Origin of the sequence: Alteribacter populi (genome assembly GCF_002352765.1) — a bacterium.
Lineage (GTDB): Bacteria > Bacillota > Bacilli > Bacillales > Salisediminibacteriaceae > Alteribacter > Alteribacter populi.
This window is the reverse complement of sequence record NZ_KZ293963.1, coordinates 1,004,152-1,025,330: the sequence shown is the minus strand read 5'-3', so window position 1 is coordinate 1,025,330 and position 21,179 is coordinate 1,004,152. Positions and strand designations below refer to the sequence as shown.

Annotated in this window: 26 protein-coding genes; all 26 read left to right on the top strand. The window is 40.9% G+C overall.

What is annotated here, in order from left to right; genetic code table 11:
* Window positions 1–3: 3 nt before the first annotated feature.
* The 26 genes from hslV (at window position 4) to flhB (ending at window position 21,169) form a co-directional block, all read left to right on the top strand.
* Window positions 4–546: an ATP-dependent protease subunit HslV gene (gene hslV / locus CDZ94_RS05015; RefSeq protein ID WP_096435418.1), complete on the top strand. Its 543-nt coding sequence runs from the start codon at window positions 4–6 to the stop codon at window positions 544–546.
* Between the two features lie 30 nt (window positions 547–576).
* Entirely contained in the window at window positions 577–1,977 is a 1,401-nt protein-coding gene (hslU, locus tag CDZ94_RS05010) for an ATP-dependent protease ATPase subunit HslU (RefSeq protein WP_096435417.1), read from the top strand.
* Window positions 1,978–1,991: 14 nt separating this feature from the next.
* A complete protein-coding gene (codY, locus tag CDZ94_RS05005; protein WP_096435416.1) occupies window positions 1,992–2,768 on the top strand; it encodes a GTP-sensing pleiotropic transcriptional regulator CodY in 777 nt (258 codons plus the stop codon).
* 726 nt (window positions 2,769–3,494) lie between these two features.
* The gene (flgB, locus tag CDZ94_RS05000; protein WP_096435415.1) at window positions 3,495–3,905 is read left to right on the top strand and encodes a flagellar basal body rod protein FlgB; all 411 of its coding nucleotides are present in this window, start codon (window positions 3,495–3,497) and stop codon (window positions 3,903–3,905) included.
* Complete coding sequence (flgC, locus tag CDZ94_RS04995) at window positions 3,906–4,355, top strand: flagellar basal body rod protein FlgC (protein ID WP_096435414.1); 450 nt, start codon at window positions 3,906–3,908, stop codon at window positions 4,353–4,355.
* A 63-nt stretch (window positions 4,356–4,418) separates the two neighbouring features.
* The gene (gene fliE / locus CDZ94_RS04990; RefSeq protein WP_483414908.1) at window positions 4,419–4,688 is read left to right on the top strand and encodes a flagellar hook-basal body complex protein FliE; all 270 of its coding nucleotides are present in this window, start codon (window positions 4,419–4,421) and stop codon (window positions 4,686–4,688) included.
* A gap of 327 nt (window positions 4,689–5,015) precedes the next feature.
* On the top strand, window positions 5,016–6,602 hold the full coding sequence (gene fliF / locus CDZ94_RS04985; RefSeq protein ID WP_096435412.1) for a flagellar basal-body MS-ring/collar protein FliF: 1,587 nt from the start codon (window positions 5,016–5,018) through the stop codon (window positions 6,600–6,602).
* 13 nt (window positions 6,603–6,615) lie between these two features.
* Window positions 6,616–7,626, top strand: coding sequence for a flagellar motor switch protein FliG (gene fliG, locus CDZ94_RS04980; RefSeq protein WP_096435411.1), 1,011 nt, complete (start codon window positions 6,616–6,618; stop codon window positions 7,624–7,626).
* On the top strand, window positions 7,619–8,428 hold the full coding sequence (gene fliH / locus CDZ94_RS04975; RefSeq protein WP_096435410.1) for a flagellar assembly protein FliH: 810 nt from the start codon (window positions 7,619–7,621) through the stop codon (window positions 8,426–8,428). The genes fliG and fliH overlap by 8 nt, the downstream gene beginning before the upstream one ends.
* The gene (fliI, locus tag CDZ94_RS04970; protein ID WP_096435409.1) at window positions 8,403–9,719 is read left to right on the top strand and encodes a flagellar protein export ATPase FliI; all 1,317 of its coding nucleotides are present in this window, start codon (window positions 8,403–8,405) and stop codon (window positions 9,717–9,719) included. Before fliH ends, fliI begins: the two co-directional genes overlap by 26 nt.
* A gap of 1 nt (window position 9,720) precedes the next feature.
* Window positions 9,721–10,158, top strand: a complete 438-nt coding sequence (gene fliJ / locus CDZ94_RS04965; protein ID WP_157811967.1) for a flagellar export protein FliJ — start codon at window positions 9,721–9,723, stop codon at window positions 10,156–10,158.
* Between the two features lie 14 nt (window positions 10,159–10,172).
* Complete coding sequence (locus CDZ94_RS04960; protein WP_096435407.1) at window positions 10,173–10,745, top strand: MotE family protein; 573 nt, start codon at window positions 10,173–10,175, stop codon at window positions 10,743–10,745.
* 27 nt (window positions 10,746–10,772) lie between these two features.
* Window positions 10,773–12,005 (top strand): flagellar hook-length control protein FliK, encoded by a 1,233-nt coding sequence (locus CDZ94_RS04955; protein ID WP_096435406.1) that lies wholly within the window; start codon window positions 10,773–10,775, stop codon window positions 12,003–12,005.
* Window positions 12,006–12,015: 10 nt separating this feature from the next.
* Window positions 12,016–12,477, top strand: coding sequence for a flagellar hook assembly protein FlgD (gene flgD, locus CDZ94_RS04950; protein WP_096435405.1), 462 nt, complete (start codon window positions 12,016–12,018; stop codon window positions 12,475–12,477).
* Between the two features lie 15 nt (window positions 12,478–12,492).
* Entirely contained in the window at window positions 12,493–12,879 is a 387-nt protein-coding gene (locus tag CDZ94_RS04945; RefSeq protein WP_232735742.1) for a TIGR02530 family flagellar biosynthesis protein, read from the top strand.
* A 79-nt stretch (window positions 12,880–12,958) separates the two neighbouring features.
* Complete coding sequence (locus tag CDZ94_RS04940; protein ID WP_096435404.1) at window positions 12,959–14,239, top strand: flagellar hook protein FlgE; 1,281 nt, start codon at window positions 12,959–12,961, stop codon at window positions 14,237–14,239.
* Between the two features lie 133 nt (window positions 14,240–14,372).
* A complete protein-coding gene (locus CDZ94_RS04935; RefSeq protein ID WP_096435403.1) occupies window positions 14,373–14,597 on the top strand; it encodes a flagellar FlbD family protein in 225 nt (74 codons plus the stop codon).
* Between the two features lie 2 nt (window positions 14,598–14,599).
* Window positions 14,600–15,031: a flagellar basal body-associated protein FliL gene (gene fliL, locus CDZ94_RS04930; RefSeq protein ID WP_096435402.1), complete on the top strand. Its 432-nt coding sequence runs from the start codon at window positions 14,600–14,602 to the stop codon at window positions 15,029–15,031.
* Window positions 15,032–15,068: 37 nt separating this feature from the next.
* The gene (fliM, locus tag CDZ94_RS04925; RefSeq protein ID WP_096435401.1) at window positions 15,069–16,061 is read left to right on the top strand and encodes a flagellar motor switch protein FliM; all 993 of its coding nucleotides are present in this window, start codon (window positions 15,069–15,071) and stop codon (window positions 16,059–16,061) included.
* Complete coding sequence (fliY, locus tag CDZ94_RS04920) at window positions 16,054–17,250, top strand: flagellar motor switch phosphatase FliY (RefSeq protein WP_096435400.1); 1,197 nt, start codon at window positions 16,054–16,056, stop codon at window positions 17,248–17,250. Before fliM ends, fliY begins: the two co-directional genes overlap by 8 nt.
* 33 nt (window positions 17,251–17,283) lie before the next feature.
* Entirely contained in the window at window positions 17,284–17,646 is a 363-nt protein-coding gene (locus CDZ94_RS04915; RefSeq protein WP_096435399.1) for a response regulator, read from the top strand.
* 8 nt (window positions 17,647–17,654) lie between these two features.
* On the top strand, window positions 17,655–18,350 hold the full coding sequence (gene fliO / locus CDZ94_RS04910; protein ID WP_232735743.1) for a flagellar biosynthetic protein FliO: 696 nt from the start codon (window positions 17,655–17,657) through the stop codon (window positions 18,348–18,350).
* Entirely contained in the window at window positions 18,350–19,018 is a 669-nt protein-coding gene (fliP, locus tag CDZ94_RS04905; RefSeq protein ID WP_096435398.1) for a flagellar type III secretion system pore protein FliP, read from the top strand. The genes fliO and fliP overlap by 1 nt, the downstream gene beginning before the upstream one ends.
* A gap of 12 nt (window positions 19,019–19,030) precedes the next feature.
* Window positions 19,031–19,300 (top strand): flagellar biosynthesis protein FliQ, encoded by a 270-nt coding sequence (gene fliQ, locus CDZ94_RS04900; protein WP_096435397.1) that lies wholly within the window; start codon window positions 19,031–19,033, stop codon window positions 19,298–19,300.
* A 6-nt stretch (window positions 19,301–19,306) separates the two neighbouring features.
* Window positions 19,307–20,086: a flagellar biosynthetic protein FliR gene (fliR, locus tag CDZ94_RS04895; protein ID WP_096435396.1), complete on the top strand. Its 780-nt coding sequence runs from the start codon at window positions 19,307–19,309 to the stop codon at window positions 20,084–20,086.
* Window positions 20,087–21,169, top strand: coding sequence for a flagellar biosynthesis protein FlhB (gene flhB / locus CDZ94_RS04890; RefSeq protein WP_096435395.1), 1,083 nt, complete (start codon window positions 20,087–20,089; stop codon window positions 21,167–21,169).
* The last annotated feature ends 10 nt before the right edge of the window (window positions 21,170–21,179 follow it).

Here is a 21,179-nt window from a genome sequence, read left to right as displayed (position 1 = left end):
CACATGGAACAAATTCGCGGTACTACGATATTTGCTGTTAAACATAATGGAGCTTGCGCTATGGCAGGAGACGGACAGGTAACCTTTGGCAATGCTGTTGTAATGAAACATACAGCGCGAAAAGTACGTAAACTCTATCGAGGTAAAGTAGTTGCAGGATTTGCAGGATCCGTAGCTGACGCATTCACATTATACGAGAAATTTGAAAACAAATTGGAAGAGTATAATGGGAGCCTTCAACGGGCTGCGGTTGAATTAGCAAAAGAATGGCGTAGTGACCGGGTGCTACGAAAGCTCGAAGCTATGCTTATTGTTATGGATCAGAAGGACCTTTACTTAATCGCTGGTACAGGTGAGGTTATCGAACCTGATGATGGAATTGTCGCCATTGGCTCCGGCGGTAACTATGCACTTGCTGCAGGAAGAGCTTTGAAAGCACATGGTAAAGATCTATCTGCTAGTGAGTTGGCAAGTTCAGCGCTTCAAGTGGCTGCCGATATTTGTGTTTATACGAATAATGAAATTATTGTTGAAGAGCTTTCATGAAAATCCCTGAAAAACGAAGGAGGATGAGTGATGAGTGAAGCGTATACTCCTAGGCAAATCGTCGAAAAACTCGATCAGTATATTGTTGGTCAAACCCAAGCGAAAAGATCTGTCGCTGTAGCATTACGGAACCGACACAGACGAGGGAAGCTAGATGAATCGATTCGTGATGAGATTACTCCGAAGAACATATTAATGATTGGTCCTACCGGTGTAGGTAAGACGGAAATTGCCCGAAGACTTGCGAAAATGGTAGGGGCTCCGTTTGTAAAAATAGAAGCGACGAAGTTTACTGAAGTGGGATATGTCGGCAGAGATGTTGAATCGATGGTGAGAGATTTAGTAGAAACTTCCATCCGTCTTGTGAAAGAGCAAAAAGTTATTGACGTGAAAGATCAGGCAGAAAAAAATGCCAACCAGCGGCTTGTGGAATTACTCGTACCTTCAAAAAAGAAAGAAAACAATTATAAAAATCCGTTTGAAATGATTTTCGGCGGAAATCAAGAAAATCAGCAAGAAGTATCTCAGGAGCAACAAGAAGAAGAAACCCTCCACGACCGCAGGAGACGTATGGCTCATAAGCTCGCTCTTGGTGAATTAGAAGATCATATCGTTACGGTAGAAGTAGAAGAGCAACAAGGAAATTTCATGGATATGTTCCAAGGATCCGGTATGGAGCAAATGGGCATGAACATGCAGGAAATGCTCGGTGGAATGGTACCTAAAAAGAAGAAAAAACGAAAACTGCCGGTTTCAGACGCAAGAAAAGTATTAACTGAAGATGAAGCACAGAAGCTGATCGATATGGATGAGGTCACACAAGAAGCCGTTTCAAGAGCGGAGCAAGTGGGAATTATCTTTATTGATGAAATAGATAAAGTGGCAGGGAAAAATCAGCAGCAATCGGCTGATGTTTCCAGAGAGGGTGTACAAAGGGACATCCTACCGATTGTCGAAGGCTCAACGGTAATGACGAAGTACGGGCCGGTTAAAACGGATCACATTTTATTTGTAGCAGCAGGTGCCTTCCATTTTTCGAAACCGTCAGACTTAATTCCGGAACTTCAGGGACGTTTCCCGATCCGGGTTGAGTTGTCTAGCTTGACTGTCGATGATTTTGTTCGTATTCTGGTAGAGCCCGATAATGCATTAATCAAGCAATATCAAGCATTAATGGAAACAGAAGGTATATCTTTAAAATTTTCTGACGAAACTGTTTATAAGATTGCAACAATTGCAACGAAAGTAAACGAGGAAACAGAAAATATCGGAGCTCGTCGCCTTCATACGATTTTAGAAAGATTATTAGAAGACTTATCTTTTGAAGCTTCTGACATTAATTTAGAAGAAGTTGTCATAACACCAAAGTATGTCGAAGAAAAATTGCAAAACGTCGTTGAAAACCGCGACTTAAGCCAATATATTTTATAACGGGAGGATCAGTAATGGATTTACTATCAAAAACAAGAAGGATTAATGAACTATTACAAAAAAGCGGGGGGCAATCCGTCAATTTTAAAGACGTAGCTGTTACACTCCGGGATGTTATTGAAGCTAATATTTTTATAGTGAGCCGCAGAGGAAAACTTTTAGGGTATGCAATTAAACAGGAAATTGAAAATGAGCGTATGAAGCAAATGCTTGAAGACCGCCAATTTCCTGAAGAGTATACGTCAGGCTTATTTAAAGTTGAAGATACTTCTTCTAACCTTGATATTACGAGCCAATTTACGGCTTTTCCTGTTGAAAACAAAGATTTATTCTCACAAGGTCTAACAACCATCGTTCCTATTCAAGGTGGAGGCCAGCGATTAGGAACACTTATTTTAGCACGTTTAACAGACTCTTTTAATGATGATGACTTGCTATTAGCCGAATATGGATCTACTGTAGTCGGTATGGAAATCCTTCACGAGAAAACTGAAGAAATCGAGCAAGAAGCACGGTCAAAAGCGGTAGTGCAAATGGCCATTAGTTCTCTATCCTACAGTGAGCTTGAAGCTGTCGAGCATATCTTCGAAGAGCTTGAAGGAAATGAAGGTTTACTCGTTGCGAGTAAAATTGCTGACCGAGTAGGAATAACGCGCTCGGTTATCGTAAATGCTCTAAGAAAGCTAGAAAGCGCTGGTGTGATCGAATCCCGTTCTCTAGGAATGAAAGGAACCTACATTAAAGTTTTAAACGATAAGTTTCTAGTAGAACTAGACAAGCTTAAAAATTAGTCAAATGTTAGTATGAAATCTTAGCAGTCACAGTTAAACTTAAGATTTCCTAAAAAACAAAGCAATGGCGTAGCTCGCTGCTCATTAAGAAGCCCGCTGTGAGATTCATAGCGGGCGCGCAGCGAGCAAATCCATTGCTTCTTTTTATATACTTTAAGAAATTTATCTTCTCTAAAGGGAAAAAGTATAAGTCAATGAAAGTGTAGTTTTTTTATCAAATGACGGTAAGCTGAATTTGCTTTAGGTCGTTTATAGGAAAACACTTGATCGATTCGGAATTATCGCAATTTTTCGACGTGATTCGAGAAGATGCAATTCAACATGTTAGATTCGAATCCACTCCCCTCCCTTCCGAACCTCTCTATTTAATCCTAATATCCCACTTTATTAACAGTATCAAGTCACAATCAATTATCAAATGATTCTGACTGAAAACTAAAAAGTCGCACAATAGTCCGCATAGTGAAAGTGAAAGGTTCTAGATATATATACCTATACAAATCGCCGGTTTAGCTCTTTTGCATGCTACAGATGGTCTGAAAAACTATAGTGGCACTGGCTTTATAGTGGCGTGACGATTATCATGAAGGCGGATAGGACTATTTAATTGAACTAATACCATTTTTCATCATAGTTAGACAATCGACTTATTATTATATAAAATACGACTAGGATAGAAGCGATTGTCGTTTTTAGTAATTTTCTTTCGAAGTGAGGTGCGGTTGCATGGAATTGTTCAATAATTCGACAAATCAATTGTTGGAAACAGCGTTGAATGCATCGATGACACGACAAAATACGATATCTAATAATATCGCTAACGTTGATACACCAAATTACAAGGCAAAAAAGACGGTTTTTTCACATGAATTAGAAAGGGCAGTAGACCGGGCTAAACTAAAAGCCCAGCAAACTGATGCGAGACACATTCCATTTGGAGGGATAGGCCAAATGAGTGATGGGACTCAAGTGAAAACGAGAACGAATACGATGTATAACCATAATGGAAACAACGTAGACGTAGATCACGAAATGTCAGAAATGGCTAAAAATCAAATCTATTATAATACATTAGTGGATCGAATGAACGGAAGGTTTAATAGTATTAAAACGGTTCTTGGGCAAGGGGGAGGTTAAATGACGATGTTTAATGGCATAAATACTTCTGCTTCTGCACTAACCTCTCAGCGTTTGCGTATGGATGTTGTTTCTTCTAATATCGCGAACGCAGATTCGACTCGAGGAAGAATGGTTGATGGGGAATGGGAGCCATATCGAAGAAAAATGGTCGCTATGGAACCGAAGCAAGATTTTAAGTCGCATTTAAACCGGGCGGCAATAACTAGTGAAAACACTGGAAATGGTGTGCAAGTGAGCCGAATCGTTGATGACCAGACACCGTTTAAGCAAGTCTTTCAACCAGAACACCCTGATGCCAATGAGGAAGGCTATGTAGAACTACCGAATGTTGATCCGTTAAAGGAAATGGTAGATATGATGAGTGCGACCCGTTCCTATGAAGCGAATGTCACAGCACTTGATGCACATAAAAATTTATTGTTGAAAGCGCTGGAAATTGGTCGATAAACATATTTTGAGGTGAATGAAATGGAATCCATCGGTACGCTCAACAATCAAGTTGCTTCAGTTATGAAGCCTAATGAAGGCAAAATGAGTACGAAACAAGGGTCTGAAGCACAACAGTCATTTGCCACATGGTTAAATGATGCTATTAAAGATGTAAACAATAAACAGGTAGAATCGACGATCGCAACAGAAAGGATGGCAAGAGGCGAAGACATCGATTTGCATGATGTGATGATCACGTCACAAAAAGCGAGTGTTGCTTTACAAACAACAGTGGAAGTTAGAAATAAAGCTATGGAATCATATAAAGAAATTATGAGAATGCAAGTATAAAAATCTGTTATTTTCTATTCAACATATCATTCGCCACCTCATTAAAATTTTTGGGTGTGGTTTTGATATAAATTATATCGACATTTGCATAAAGAGTTTTAAGAGTGTTCACTCATTTTAAAAAATACCTCACTTTTTTAAGGAACCAAGACTTTGGCGACTCCCGCCATTAAGACTTAGAGGCAGTTCTTTCTTGAAAGATCAGAAAGTAAAAGCTGCGAGTTGTCTCGGGCGGATACATACCGGAGCATTACTAGCAGAGGAAGGGACAGCTACCAGGTAGAAAAGCATTCTGATGATATGAGGAAGTAGGATTTAGGAGGAACCATGAACGACACATTAACCACCTACAAAAATAAATCGATTGAGTTTTGGCAATCACGAACAACAAAGCAGAAGGGGTTATTCATTGGTTCCGTCATTTTCGTTGTTATTCTGCTATTCATGCTAATGTGGTTAGGATCGAGGACACATTATGTGCCACTGTATACGAACCTAACAGCTCAAGAAACTGGAGAAATTAAAGCGACACTCGATGCAAGAGGGATTGATTCGGAAGTAAACCAAGATGGTTCAACGATTAGAGTTCCTGAGGTGATGGTCGATGACTTAAAGGTTGAACTCGCTGCAGAAGGGTTACCCCGTACAGGAAGCATCGATTACAGCTCTTTTCAGGAGAATATGGGTTTTGGTACAACGGATAAAGAATTCAATGTCATCGAACGTGCAGCAATGCAGACGGAACTAGAAAAACTCATTCGGAATGTCGATGGGGTTCAAGGGTCACAGGTAATGATCACGTTACCAGAGGAATCGGTTTGGCTAAGTGATGAAGAGCAGACTGCTTCAGCCTCAATCGTATTAAATTTATCCCCAGGTTACGCAATGGAACAAGAACAAGTACGTGCCCTTTATCATTTAGTATCGAAAAGTATTCCGAATTTACCGATTGAAAACATTGTTTTAATGGATCAAATGTCCCGACATTTTGAATATGAAGATGAAATGCAAATCGATTCAACTCTTTCAGCTTATGAGCAGCACCGTCGTATTCAAAAAGAAATTGAATCAGATATTCAACGCCAATTACAGCAGATGTTAGGCACGATGATGGGACCTGATAAAGTACTGGTGACCGTTTCAACTGATATTGACTTCACTAAAGAGAACAGAGAAGAGCAATTAGTTACTCCTGTAGATGAAGAGAATATGGAAGGGCTCGCAGTCAGTGTAGAGAGAGTAACGGAAACCTTTACCGGAGATGAATTTGAAGAAGGCGGAATTGCCGGCACGGGAGAAGAGGACATTCCAGGCTTCCCGGGCGCGGGAAGTGCAGGAAGCGGAGATTATGAGCGCATTGAAGAACGGATTAATAATGATGTAAACCGGATTCATAGAGAAATTGTAGAAAGCCCCTATCAGGTGATGGACCTCGGTATTCAAGTGATGGTAGAACCTCCGAATCCAGAAGATCCTTTGTCATTACCTCAAGAAAGAATCGATGACATCCAACAAATTTTAGGGCAGATTGTTCGAACGTCAGTATCGAATGACGTACTTGCACAATGGGACGATGCGGACATAAATGACCGCGTATTTGTCTCCTCTCAAACATTTAACGGCAAACCGGAACTAGACCAAGCGCAGCCAGCTTCTACGTGGTGGTACTGGTTAGTTGGTTTACTTGGATTGACTATCCTGTTACTCATTTTCCTTCTTTTAAGAAAGTCGAAATCTAAAAAAGAAGAAGAGGAAACGGTAATAAGTGACGAACCACCTATGTTCGATATACCGGATGTTAATAAAGAACGAGATACAGAAGAAAAAGCGCGTCGCCGTCAGCTTGAAAAGATGGCAAAAGAAAAACCTGAAGAGTTTTCGAAGCTCGTACGGTCCTGGTTGTCAGAAGATTAAGGAGGAATGAGAAGTGGCAAAGCGTAAAACATTATCAGGCAAAGAGAAAGCCGCAATCTTACTCATTTCTCTTGGTCCCGATGTATCAGCACAAGTGTATAAACATTTAACGGAAGAAGAGATTGAAAAGCTTACTCTTGAAATTGCCGGAGTAAGAAAAGTTGAATCGGATATGAAAGAGGCAGTCCTTGAACAGTTTCATCAGTTAGCGATGGCTCAGGACTACATATCCCAAGGCGGGATATCATATGCAAAAGATGTACTGGAGAAGGCGCTTGGTGAAAGTGAGGCGATGTCGATTATTAACAGGTTAACATCAACTCTCCAAGTACGGCCTTTTGATTTTGCCAGGAAAGCTGAAGCATCGCAAATACTAAATTTCATTCAAAACGAACATCCGCAAACAATCGCACTCATTCTTTCCTACCTAGATAGTGAGCAATCAGGTCAAATTTTGTCCGCGCTTCCTCAAGAGGTTCAGGCAGATGTAGCGAGACGGATTGCTACGATGGAAGGAACAACACCTGAAATTATTAATGAAGTAGAAACGATACTAGAAAAGAAATTGTCTGCTACTGTAACTCAAGATTACACCCAAGCTGGTGGAATTGAATCAGTAGTGGAAGTATTAAATGGTGTAGACCGCTCAACCGAGCGTACAATCCTTGATAGTTTAGAGATCCAAGATCCTGAACTTGCCGAAGAAATTAAGAAACGAATGTTCGTATTCGAGGATATTGTTACATTAGACAACCGCTCGATTCAGCGTGTGATTCGTGATGTAGAGAACGAAGATTTACAGCTGTCATTAAAAGTAGCTTCTGAAGAGGTGAAAGAAGTACTGTTTACGAATATGTCCCAACGCATGGCTGAAACGTTCAAAGAAGAAATGGAATATATGGGGCCTGTGCGCTTAAAGGATGTTGAAGAGGCACAAACCCGCATTGTATCGATTATTCGCCGCCTTGAAGAATCGGGTGAAATCGTGATTGCCCGTGGAGGAGGAGATGATGTGATTGTCTAACATTATTAAGTCTTCAAGAGTCGTTACAAACACGCCATCCAAAGTAATTACGATTAATAATACATGGGTGAACCCTAATGAAGAAACTCCAATTGAAAAGGATCGTTCAGACCACGCAAATGACCTTGAAGTAACGGCCTTAAAGCAAAATCTGCTTCATGAAGCGTACATAGAGGCAGACGAGATCATAAAAGAAGCAGAAGAAAAAGCACGACTTTTTGATAAACGCATGGAGGAACGAGAAAAGCAGGTCGAGGAAGATGCGCAGGAAGCCTTCACCCAAGCGAAGGAATCTGGTTGGGAAGAAGGGTATCAACAGGGGAAAAAAAGGGGTTTTAATGCCTATGAAACAGAGTTGGAGCAAGCAAAGCAAATCATTGAATTGTCTAAGAAAGACTATTATACAAAAATGGACCAAGTAGAACCCGACATCTTGCAACTGGGCATTTGTGTTGCAGAACGAATTATCGGCTCAGTTTTAGAAGATGCGAGTTCATGGACAAGCCTTGTGACCCAAGCTGTCAGAGAAATGAAAGACCAGGAAGAAGTTGAAATATTTGTACATCCACACCGGTATGAAATGACACTGCAACATAAAAATGAACTTCATCAGCTAGCCCCTCACGTTAAACACGTATTGATCTATTCAGATCCCCAGCTCGATAAAAATGGCTGTACAATTGAAACTTCTTTTGGAAAAGTCGATGCCAGTGTAGGCAGTCAATTACAAGAGCTTAAAGATCAGCTCGGTGAATTGTTGAGGCAAGGGGAGAGTAATCAGCATGAAAACGTTAATCAATGAAGTGGCCGGTTTGTCTCCATATAAGTGGTATGGGAAAGTTTCTCAAGTTGTTGGTCTGATGATTGAATCAAAAGGTCCTCAAGTATCGATCGGCGAGCTTTGTTACATTACAGTAGGCAAAAACCAGCAACGAAAAATAATGGCAGAGGTTGTTGGTTTTAAAGACGAAAATGTTTTGTTAATGCCTTATGATGCGATCCATGATATTTCTCCTGGTAGCTTAGTTGAATCAACAAAGAATCCTTTACGAGTCAAAATTGGGACGAGTTTGATTGGAAACGTCATCGATGGAATTGGCAGGCCGCTACATGACCCAGAATTGTTTAATGGTCTTCAACCGTTTCCTACAGAGAACGATCCTCCTAACCCTTTACAGCGTCCTCGCATTGAAGAGCCTTTAAGCCTCGGAATACGTGCTGTCGATAGTTTGTTTACCGTTGGAAAGGGACAGAGACTAGGAATTTTTGCAGGTAGCGGTGTTGGTAAAAGTACGATGATGGCGATGATGGCAAAAAACTCTGACGCTGATGTCAATGTGATCGCTCTCATTGGCGAGAGAGGTCGTGAAGTAAGAGATTTTATTGAAAGAGATTTAGGTGAAGAGGGCTTAAAGAAAACGATTGTCGTTGTAGCCACCTCTGATCAACCAGCCCTAATGAGGATTAAAGGAGCAATGACCGCAACTGCGATTGCAGAATATTTTCGTGATTTAGGATTAAACGTCACATTAATGATGGACAGTGTTACTCGAGTCGCGATGGCACAACGAGAAATCGGCTTAGCTGTAGGTGAACCTCCAACAACAAAAGGGTATACACCTTCTGTATTTGCTCTTTTGCCACGATTACTGGAGCGTAGCGGAACAAATGAACGTGGAACAATTACCGCTTTCTATACAGTTCTTGTCGATGGGGATGACTTATCGGAACCGATTGCTGACGCTGTGCGTGGTATTTTGGATGGGCATTTGGTTCTTGATCGAAAGCTCGCGAACAAGGGGCAGTTTCCAGCTATCAATGTATTAAAAAGTGTCAGCCGGGTGATGAAGGACATCGTTTGTGCTGACCACTTAGAAGCAGCAGACACGATGCGACATTTTCTGTCTGTATACGAAGACTCTGAGGATCTCATTACGATCGGAGCTTATAAGCGTGGGTCAAATAAGGAAGTCGATCGAGCGATTCAGTTAAATCCTGAACTCATTCAATTCCTCAAACAGGGTAATCACGAACGAATCACGTTAGAAGATTCTGTTGGTCAGTTGATTGACCTCTTCAGAAAGGGTGGATAAATTGTCTTTTACATTTTCACTACAAAAGGTTCTTGAGCTTAAAGAACATGAAAGAAACCAAGCCGATGAGGCATGGAACGAAGCAACAAGTGAGTTTGAAGAAGTTGCAATGGAACTTTATCACCTTCTGAAACAAAAAGAAGAAATGGAAAATGACTATCATGGAGCGCTCGAAAAAGGTATCTCCATCTCACATTTACAACATTATCAAACCCGGCTTTCAGACTTGGAAAGAATCATTCACCGCAGTCAAAAGGAGACTCAGAGAGCGCGGGCAAAAATGCAAAGCTCTGAACATAAGCGGACACTTAGAGCAGTTGATGTTAAGAAGTATGAAAAGGTCAAACAAAAAAAGCAGGAACAGTATGCGTCCTGGCAAAAAGCGAACGACATGAAATCATTAGATGAAATCGCCGTTCAACAGTTTATGTGGAAGTGAAGCAGGGTGACATAATGGAAAAATCAAAAAAAAGACACAGTAAGGCTCAAACATTTTTTATGCTCTTATTCATTCCTTTTGTCGCTGTAGTGATTCTTGTTTTTGCCATTTTTACGATTCTTGGCATCAATGTAACTGATTCTATTTCACGAGCAGGAGCTTCCATACCTGGAATTGGTCAATACTTTGAAACTGAAGAAACGATGGCAATCGAAGAAATGGAAAAACGTATCATTCAATTAGAGCATGAGAACGAAACGTATGCATCGACCAACGAACATCTAGAACAACAATTGGCTGATAGAGACGAAACAATTAGCATGCTTGAAGAAGAGGTTCAAGACAACCGCGACAGCGAATCGGAATCAGAAGAGATAGATGAAACAGAGGAGCGGACCGACCTTCAGGAAGTTGTCAAGACAATAGAAGGTATGACGGCTTCCAAGGCAGCAGACATTCTTACAAATGTTGAAGAAGACGAAGCAGTTCTTTACTTACGGTTAATGCGGACTTCTGAACGTTCTGAAATTCTCGCAAGAATGGACCCGGAAGCAGCGGCTTCAATTGTAAGTTTAATGTCTAATTAATCGTGAGACGAGAAGGGAGGTGAATGTGTGAACGAAATTCTCTTATCGAAGGTGATGGAAAAAGGAAAACCTGAGCTATTAACCAACGTTGCGCCTAAGAAACACGGAGAAAACGATAGTAAAGCGCCTTTTGAACAATTGCTAAACACTTTGTTGAAAGGGAATGAAGGAGAAGGTGACCTTGAGTTGTCTAGTAATTTATCCTCTCTTTTACTAAGTGAAGGTGAACAAATAGAAGATCTGTCGTTGGAAGCACTAGTCACTGAACTTTTAAAAGAGGAAGAGATGTTTTTAGCAGATGAACTATTAACGAATGAAGAATTCGTCTACCTTCTGTCTTTTTACTCTGATGAAGTGTCAGAGAAAGTCCATTCGTTAATCCAAGAAGAGGCACCTATGACCATGCTCTTGGATGAAGAGTTACCTGATGAGCTATTACTGGCGATTTACAGTGCTCAGCAACACAATGTTCATACTGACAGGGAAATGAGAAGTGAAAGCGAGCAAGAAAAATTAAAAGCCATTTTTCATTCCCTTTTACCGAAAGAAAACAAAGGAAAACCATCAGGCCAGCTGCTTCAGTGGCGTGATGTACTAACTGCCGTTCGACAAGGCATTGACCGGGGGCAACCTGACTCGATATTTGGCGGCATGAAACTTCAACAAGCTGAAAAAATTGTAAAAGCAGCATTTTCCCGTCACATGACTGAATCACTCGTTCAAAATCAACCTTCCGCTTCCATACAACCGGGAGGAGATTTTACTACACTACCTATGAGTAAGGTCCAGCAACATGTGGTTCATCTTGGGGAGAGCCGTAGCAGCGAACAACAGCTACAACAATTCATAAGACAGTTTGAGTCTATTTTATCAAATCGGTCCTTTCAACAGGTGGGACAAGGTGTTCAGCAACTTTCTATAAAGCTACATCCTGAACATTTAGGCCGCCTTGATATTACCCTTACACAAACAAACGGCGTGATGGTAGCAAGGATGATGGCATCAAATACTTTTTCAAGAGAAATCATTGAGTCTCAATTACATCAGCTTCGCCACGCTTTTCAAGGCCAGCAAATCCAAGTGGATCGAATTGAAGTTACTCAGCAGCAGTCTCAGCAACCAGGCTTAAAGGATAAGAATGAAGAACCTGAGCAGCATTCCCATCAACAAGAAAATGCAAAAGATGACGATGAGGGTCAACCAGAAGAGGAAGAAAGTTTTGCTGGTGTATTAGAACAATCAATTAATACGAAGGTGTAAGGTGATTACTATGGTTCAATCCATTAACGACAGCCTCTACTTAGAAGACTATCAAAAGCATGAGCAGTCAAAGCGAAATAATGACCTCGATAAAGATGCATTCCTTAAGATATTAATGACGCAACTACAAAATCAAGATCCAATGAATCCGATGGAAGATAAGGAGTTTATTGCTCAGATGGCGCAGTTTACTTCTGTAGAACAGGTTACAAACATCAATTCAAAGCTCGATCAATTTCTAGAATCTCAGTCAAATCCACCCTTTTCTTCCCATGGAGAAATGATTGGCAAACAAGTCGAATGGGATTCCGAAAAGAAATTAGAAGATGGATCTACGGTTATCGAACAGATGACAGGATTAGTTACTGCAGTTTCATTCAAAGATGGGAAAACCTCGTTCGTAATCGATGGTGAACATACCCTTAAACCTGAAGAGCTTAATAGAATTGCCTTACCTAATTTAACTGAATAGCGAGGTGAAGCTGAAGTGACCTACAACATTCAGGCACACCATGTTAAACAGCCACTTCCTTATCCAACTAAAAATAAGCCAAGTGGCGATTCAAAAAATGTTTCCTTCCAGTCGATGTTAGCGGACTCACTTGAACAATCTTCAACGTTAAAAATGAGTAAGCATGCAAAAAAGCGGATACAAGAACGTGCAATTAACATTAGTGATCGCGAGTGGGGGAAAATTGAAGAGAAAATAAGCGAAGCGAAAGAAAAAGGAATTCAGGAATCTTTAGTTGTGACAAAGGATGCAGCATTAGTAGTCAGTGCTCATAACCGTACTGTTATTACTGCAATGGATCGCCAGGAAGCGGGTTCGCAAATATTTACTGGAATTAACGGCACTGTGTTAATTGATGAATAAATAAGGGGCTGGACCGAAAGGAAGCCATGATGCTGTGGAATGACTGAATCAGCATCCAAAATTGAAGGGAGCGAAAATCATGATCAGATCGATGTATGCAGGAATCGGAGGAATGAAAAACTTCCAAACGAAACTAGACGTTATCGGAAATAATATCTCCAATGTGAACACATTTGGCTACAAAAAAGGGCGGGCAACGTTTCAAGATCTTGTTTCACAGCAATTATCAGGAGCGAGTACGGAAAATGACAACCGTGGAGGTACGAATCCTCAACAAGTGGGTCTTGGTTCCACCCTTTCTTCCATTGATACGATTCATACACAAGGATCCTTACAGACGACAGGGAGAGATCTTGATTTAGGGATATCAGGAGATGGTTTCTTCATCGCAAATGACGGAGGCCAATCCTATTACACAAGAGCAGGGAATTTTTATCTTGATGAACAAGGAAGCTTGGTCACAGCAGACGGCTTAAGAGTGCAAGGTTATTCAGCGGATGAAAATGGTGTATTAAATGAAAATCAAGTTGGTGATTTAGAAATTGCCGCAGGTGATGCAATGGCACCACAAGCAACAACAGAAGCTAGTTTTAAAGGGAATTTGGATGCGACTTCCGAAAGTGCAGAAGTCGGCTCCTTGCTTGAGGATGGAGAGGCATTTTCTTCTGATATGATTCAAGGGAATGGAACGATAGCTTCCTTTAATGTAGCCAACTCTTTAGGTGAAGTGAATGAAATAGAGCTTGTCTTTCAAAAGACAGGTGAAAATACGTGGCAAGTGGGCTATCTTACTGATGATGGAGACGAGCAAATGTTTAATCAACTTGCAGATGATCTCCAATTTAGCGGGAATGGAACTTTTCAGGAGGCAGATTTAGAAGACATAACCCTACCTGCTATAAACGGGGCAGAACCGATAAATATTAGCCTTGATTTAAGCAGTATGACCCAGTTCTCCCGCTCATCAAATGCTGACGCCGATCATGTAAATGGTAATCTTGACGGAGTTCTTGAGAGCTATAACATTTCTGAATCAGGTGAAATTAACGGGGTTTTCTCTAATGGTGAAGTAAGACTCCTTGGCCAGCTAGCACTAGCGAACTTTAACAACCCTGGGGGACTTTCTAAATCAGGGGATAACCTTTATGAATCGTCCAACAACTCAGGTGACCCACAAGTTGGCGTGCCTGGTGACGGCGGTCGGGGTTCATTAACCGGAGCTGCACTGGAGATGTCAAACGTTGATTTGTCTGAAGAATTTGCAGAAATGATTGTCAGCCAACGAGGATTCCAAGCAAATACAAAAATGATCACGACTTCTGATGAAGTGCTTCAAGAACTTGTTAACTTAAAGCGTTAATCTTAAGGCTGCTTAGCACCTTGTCGCACAGGGTGCTGGGCTTCACTTATTTGTTTGAGTAGTTTTGGTAACATTCAAGCTCCAAACCGATACATTTCAAAGAAGGAGGAAGGCTCACATACAGCCGTCATACATGGTGGAACTGACACGGTTAAATGGACAGGTCTTTACTTTAAATGCTGTTTTTATCGAGCAAATTCAATCCTTCCCGGATACGACGATTACGCTCATTAACGGAAAAAAAATTGTTGTTCAGGAAAATGAAAGAGAGGTATCCAAAAAGGTCACTCACTTTTTTGGCCAAGTAGGTTTAGCGTCCTCCACCTTACGTATCCAAACTAATGAAAAGGAGGGATAGGTATGTTTGCCAATCGATTAGTTAACATTATGCTCGTGATCCTCGTAACCGTTACGCTAATTGGGGTCATTGCTCTTGTTGTCATCACTCAATTTTTACAACCAACAAGTGCTGATGGAGAGCCAACTATTGATGAAGTGATTGAATTGAATGTAGAAACAGAAGAAATTACTACGAACTTATTATCCAATGATATTATTCGTTCCAAGTTTGTAATCCAGCTTGACGCTCAAACTGGAAAAGATGAGTTTGAGAAGCGGGATTACCAAATCGAGAACATTATTATTCAAGAATTATCTGACCGCAAAGCAAGCGACTTTAATGGTTCTAGTGGGATTTTAGATCTTGAGGAACACTTGAAACGCCGCTTCAATGAAGTGATGCAGTCTGGAGAAGTTGTCGATGTGTATATGCGGGAAAGAGTCATTCAGTAAAGACAACATTGTTCTGAGCAAAGGCAGGTGAAGATTTTTGGCAGATGTACTATCACAAGGAGAAATCGATGCCCTTCTATCAGCGATCTCAACAGGTGAAATGGATGCAGATGAGTTAAAGAAAGAAGAGGGAGAGAAGAAGGTCAGAACGTATGACTTTAAAAGAGCACTCCGATTTTCAAAAGACCAGGTTCGAGGATTAACTAGAATCCATGAAAATTTCGCTCGTCTTTTGACGACACAGCTTTCGGCTCAATTAAGGACATTTGTACAGATCAATGTTGCATCTGTCGATCAGCTCCCGTATGAGGAATTTATCCGATCCGTTCCAAAAATGACGATTCTAACTGTATTTGAACCTGCTCCTCTTGAAGGGCGTTTATTAATGGAAGTGAATCCAAACATCGCCTACGCAATGCTAGACCGCATGCTTGGAGGGCGGGGAGAAGCTTCAAATAGTAACGACTCTCTTACAGAGATTGAATCGAAAATCATGACTCAGCTGTTTCAAAGATCGCTTTATACGTTCCAAGAAGCGTGGAGTTCGGTAGAAGAGTTTGATCCAATCATGGAGGAACTAGAGGTTAATCCCCAGTTTTTACAACTGGTTTCTCCAAATGAAACGGTGATTGTTATTTCCCTTGCGACAACGATCGGGGAAACATCAGGAATGATTAATATTTGTTTGCCACACGTGGTAATCGAACACTTGCTTCCAAAGCTTTCTGTCCACTTATGGATGCAAACGAAGCAAAAAGAAAGGCTTCCAGGTGAAGAAGAGGCGATAACGAAAAATGTTAAAAAAGCAAAGTTACCGCTTGCAGTCGAGTTAGGCCATTCTAATATTACGATCGAGGAATTTTTGCAGCTTGGTAAAGATGACATCATTGAACTCGACCAGAATATAAAAGATCCACTCGTCATTCGAGTGGGTGAACAGGCAAAATATTTAGCACAGCCTGGGAAAATGAATAATCAATTAGCTGTACAAGTCACCGATGTGATTGAGGAGGGAGAACATAATGACTGACGATATGCTTAGCCAAGATGAAATAAACGCCCTCTTAAATGGGATGAATGAAGAAAAAGATGATGCTCAAGGTGAAACGTTGACAACAGAAGATTATTTAACGGGAATTGAGCAGGATGCACTCGGTGAAATCGGCAACATTTCGTTTGGAAGTGCGGCTACAGCACTATCTACTTTATTAAATGAAAAAGTAGATATTACGACTCCGAAAGTATCTGTCATTCAAAAAGATGAATTAGAAGAAGAGTTTCCAAAACCTCATGTAGCGATCCATGTTGAATATACAGTGGGATTTGAAGGGGTAAATGTTCTTGTCATTAAAACGAGTGATGCGGCAATTATTGCTGACCTTATGCTTGGAGGAGATGGCCAAAACGTTAGTGAAGACCTCTCAGAAATGCACATAAGTGCTGTTCAGGAAGCGATGAACCAAATGATGGGATCGGCATCGACATCCATGTCTACGATTTTTAGTAAACGAGTGGACATTTCCCCTCCCGGAATTGATTTACTTGATGTGAAAAGAGATGAGGGAATGGAGGCGATTCCTTCATCAGAAGTGCTTGCGAATATTGCCTTTGATTTAAAAGTAGGCAATTTGATAGATTCTAAGATTATGCAGCTTGTGACGATCCCATTTGCAAAAGAGATGGTCGAGCTTCTCCTGAACCCTGAGGCAGACGAACAACAAGATAAAAGCGAGGGTGAGGGGACTAACACTGCATCAGGGACAAAAACAGATCTCCAGCCAAATAATAATGAATCCGTTCAGACCTCTTCACAAAAGGAAAGGCGTGGGGGGGAACAACACCAAAAGCGGAGTGAAGAGCTGCAATATGTGACACCCAATCCGCTGAACCAACGGACAGCCGATGTTCAACCTGCTGCTTTCTCAAATTTTGACTCACCGAGCATAAAACACGCGGAAGCCAAAAACCTCGACATGCTGTTAGATATCCCCTTAGAAGTAACGGTCGAGTTGGGAAGAACGAAACGATCGATCAAGGAGATTCTCGAGCTTTCACAAGGGTCAATTTTAGAACTCGATAAATTGGCAGGCGAACCTGTCGACGTTCTAGTAAATCAAAAGCTCATTGCTAAGGGTGAGGTTGTTGTCATTGACGAAAATTTCGGAGTTCGTGTAACAGACATTGTCAGCCAAAAAGATCGATTGCATAAATTAAAATAACCTAAGAATAAATGACCTGAGGAGGTAATCAATATGAAAGCAAAAGTATTGGTAGTAGATGACGCGGCATTTATGAGAATGATGATTAAAGATATTTTAACAAAAAACGACTATGAAGTTGTTGCAGAAGCAGCAGACGGTCAACAGGCTGTAGATCTTTACAAAGAGCATAATCCAGACCTTGTAACGCTAGACATTACGATGCCGGAAATGGACGGTATTACAGCACTAAAAGAAATTAAGAGTATAGATGCAGAAGCAAAAGTAATTATGTGTTCAGCAATGGGACAGCAGGCCATGGTCATTGACGCCATTCAGGCAGGGGCAAAAGACTTTATTGTAAAACCATTTCAAGCAGAACGTGTATTAGAGGCGATCGGGAAAACGTTAGGATAGTGAGATTCATGATCGATATGGTAAGTAAAAAACAGCGGGTTCTCTTCCTTATTTCCATCGTTTCTGCTGTATTGTTATATCCAGAGAATATGAAAGCAGAAAATGATGACTTTGGAGAAGGGAGCCGCTCCGTTATTGAAGGTCTTCAAAAAGATACAGAAGAAGACCCAGCAGTTGGCGAAGAACTTTCGCCATCTACTGGCAACAATGAAGTTGGTAGTAATGAGAGCGAGTTGCCTGTGCAAAACGACCAGAATTATTTTTGGATGATTGTGCAAATGTTTTTAGCACTAGCTTTTGTCATTGCTTTAATCTATGGGATATTGAAACTTGTAAATAAACGCTCGCAGTCAATGCGCAACCATTCGACGATTCGATCGATCGGTGGTGTCAACTTGGGGCCGAACCGGTCAGTTCAGCTAGTGAAAGTCGGTAACCGTCTTCTCGTAGTTGGTGTGGGGGAAACGATTCAGCTTTTGAAAGAAGTAACTGACCCTGCTGAAATTGAACAAATGCTCGAGGAACACCGTCCGCAGGAATCCTTTGAAGCTCCAATTAATAAAGCTGGGGAATGGATTAAAAGGTCATTACAACTTAAAAGTAACTCACAGGATTCCTCATTTTCAGCCTTACTTGATGAGAGGATGAAAGGTGTTAAGGCATCTCATGACAAAGTACATTCAGCAGTTAAGGAGAAAGAGTAATGATTGAAATTCCAGCATTGGATATATTCAGTGAAGAACCTGCCAACTTAACAGCAACGATTCAATTATTGTTGCTTTTGACGGTGCTGGCACTTGCTCCGAGTATACTAGTTTTAATGACCTGCTTTACACGGGTGGTCATTGTCTTGTCTTTTGTACGAACAGGACTAGCGACACAGCAAATGCCTCCAAACCAAGTGTTAATTGGCCTTGCTTTATTTATTACCTTCTTTGTTATGGCACCTGTATTTTCGGACATAAATGAGGAAGCTTTGCAACCTTTATTTGAAGGGGAACTGACCCAAGAAGAAGCTTTTGAGGCAGCTGCTGATCCAATGAAAGAATTTATGGCTCAGCACACGAGGGAGAAGGATTTAGCCCTTTTTATGGGCTATCAAGGATTGGAGCGCCCAGAGTCATTAGAAGACATTCCTCTTACAGCTCTAGTACCGGCCTTTGTAATTAGTGAGTTAAAAACGGCGTTTCAAATCGGGTTTATGATTTTTGTGCCGTTCCTTGTCATTGATATGGTTGTGGCCAGTGTCTTAATGTCAATGGGGATGATGATGCTTCCGCCAGTTATGATAGCTTTACCATTTAAGATTCTCTTATTTGTAATGGTAGACGGTTGGCATCTTGTGGTTCGATCATTATTACTAAGCTTTTAGAGGGTGTGAAGTATGAGTTCAGAAATGGTAGTTTCATTAGCAGAACGAGGGGTTTTTACAGTTATTATGATTGCAGGTCCATTATTGATATTAGCGTTAGGGATCGGGCTGCTCGTCAGTATCTTTCAGGCAACAACGCAAATTCAAGAGCAAACACTGGCATTTATTCCGAAGATCGTCGGGGTACTTCTCGGCTTAGTCATTTTTGGCCCGTGGATGCTGCAGACCGCTATAACATTTACGCAAGATATTTTTAGCAACTTGCATCAATTCGTAGGGTAATAGGAAATGATTGGAATTCTTGAATGGTTTCCTGCATTTTTGCTTATTCTTGTTAGGCTGTCTGCTTTTATCGTCACCCTCCCATTGTTTTCGTATCAAAATGTACCTGCCACATATAAAATTGGCTTTGCTTTTTTTATGTCGTGGGTGATGTTTTTTTCACATGATTGGCCCGTGTTAGAAATTGATCATATTTATTTTTTATTGATACTAAAAGAAGCTCTCGTTGGATTAACGGTCGGATTGGTTGCCATTTTAGTCCTATATGCTGTCCAAGTTGCTGGTGGTTTCATCGATATAAAGATGGGGTTTATGATTGCTAATGTCATCGATCCGCAAACAGGAGCACAAAGCCCATTAACGGGTGGCTACCTTTATACGTTCGCGCTGTTGTTTTTACTCGCAACAAATGCTCACCATTTGTTATTAGACGGGGTTTTTTACAGCTACCAATTCGTTCCTATGGATCAGATGTTTTTACCTTTTGGAGAAGTTGCTCTCATTGAACATGTCGTTACGACGATCAACACGATGTTTATCCTTGCTTTTCAAATGGCGATGCCAATTGTCGGCTCATTGTTTTTAGTCGATGTTGCGCTCGGTATGGTGTCAAGAACCGTTCCCCAAGTTAACGTATTCGTCGTTGGTTTGCCACTTAAAATTATCGCTGGTTTTGTGATCTTGTTTTTAGTGATGGCACCGTTTTTCGTTGTTGTTGGTTACTTGATTGAGACGGTGACAGTTACAATGCGTACACTTTTAGAACTGTATGGAGGGCTGTCGTAGATGTATATTACCGTTGATCTTCAGTTTTTCTCACAGGAAAAAACGGAAAAAGCGACTCCTAAAAAAAGAAAAGAGAGCAGGAACAAAGGTCAAGTAGCAAAAAGTACCGATGTGAATACCGCCTTTATTCTATTATTTGTGTTTTTATTTTTATGGTTCATCGGTAGCTTTGCTGCAGAGCAACTATTTACGCTCTCTCAATTTACATTCGAAAATTTACTAATGACAGAGTTAACAGAAGAAAACGTGCAAGCCTTGTTTTTAGATTTAACTTACCAGGTGGTAATGATTGTTGGACCGATCATGTTCGTTGCGATGATTGGAGCGATTCTTAGTAACTACATGCAAGTGGGATTTTTAGTAGCACCTGAAGCCATTAAGATGAAGTTGAGCAAAATTGATCCAATTAAAGGTTTTAAACGGATTTATTCGGTGCGTGCTCTCGTGGAATTTTTGAAATCGATGTTAAAGATCAGTTTAGTTGGCCTTGTTACGTTTACAATCATTTGGGTGTACATGGATGATATTTTAAAGCTGTCTCTCTATTCCGTAGGTGAAGGCGTTCGGATGATTGGAACACTCACGGTCATGATGGGGTTGGCGGTTGCTCTCTTGCTTGTCTTTCTGTCAATTCTCGATTATATGTACCAGAAATATGATCATGAAAAAAATATTAAAATGTCAAAGCAAGATGTGAAAGACGAACATAAAAAAACGGAAGGTGATCCGTTAATTAAGTCAAAAGTGAAGGAAAAACAACGGCAGATGGCGATGAGCAGAATGATGCAAGAAGTACCAAAAGCAGATGTAGTCATAACAAACCCGACTCACTATGCGGTCGCTCTTCAATATGATGAAGGCGATATGCAAGCGCCAACAGTGATGGCAAAGGGAGTAGACTATGTAGCATTAAAATTAATTGGAATTGCCAAGCATCATAACGTAGTCACTGTGGAGAACCGTCCTCTCGCACGCGCTCTGTACAGTCAGACGGAAATAGGAGATGAAGTGCCGGAAGATTTGTTTAAAGCTGTCGCAGAAGTACTCGCTTATGTTTACCAGATTCAAAGAAAGGTCAAGTAAATGAGCTAAT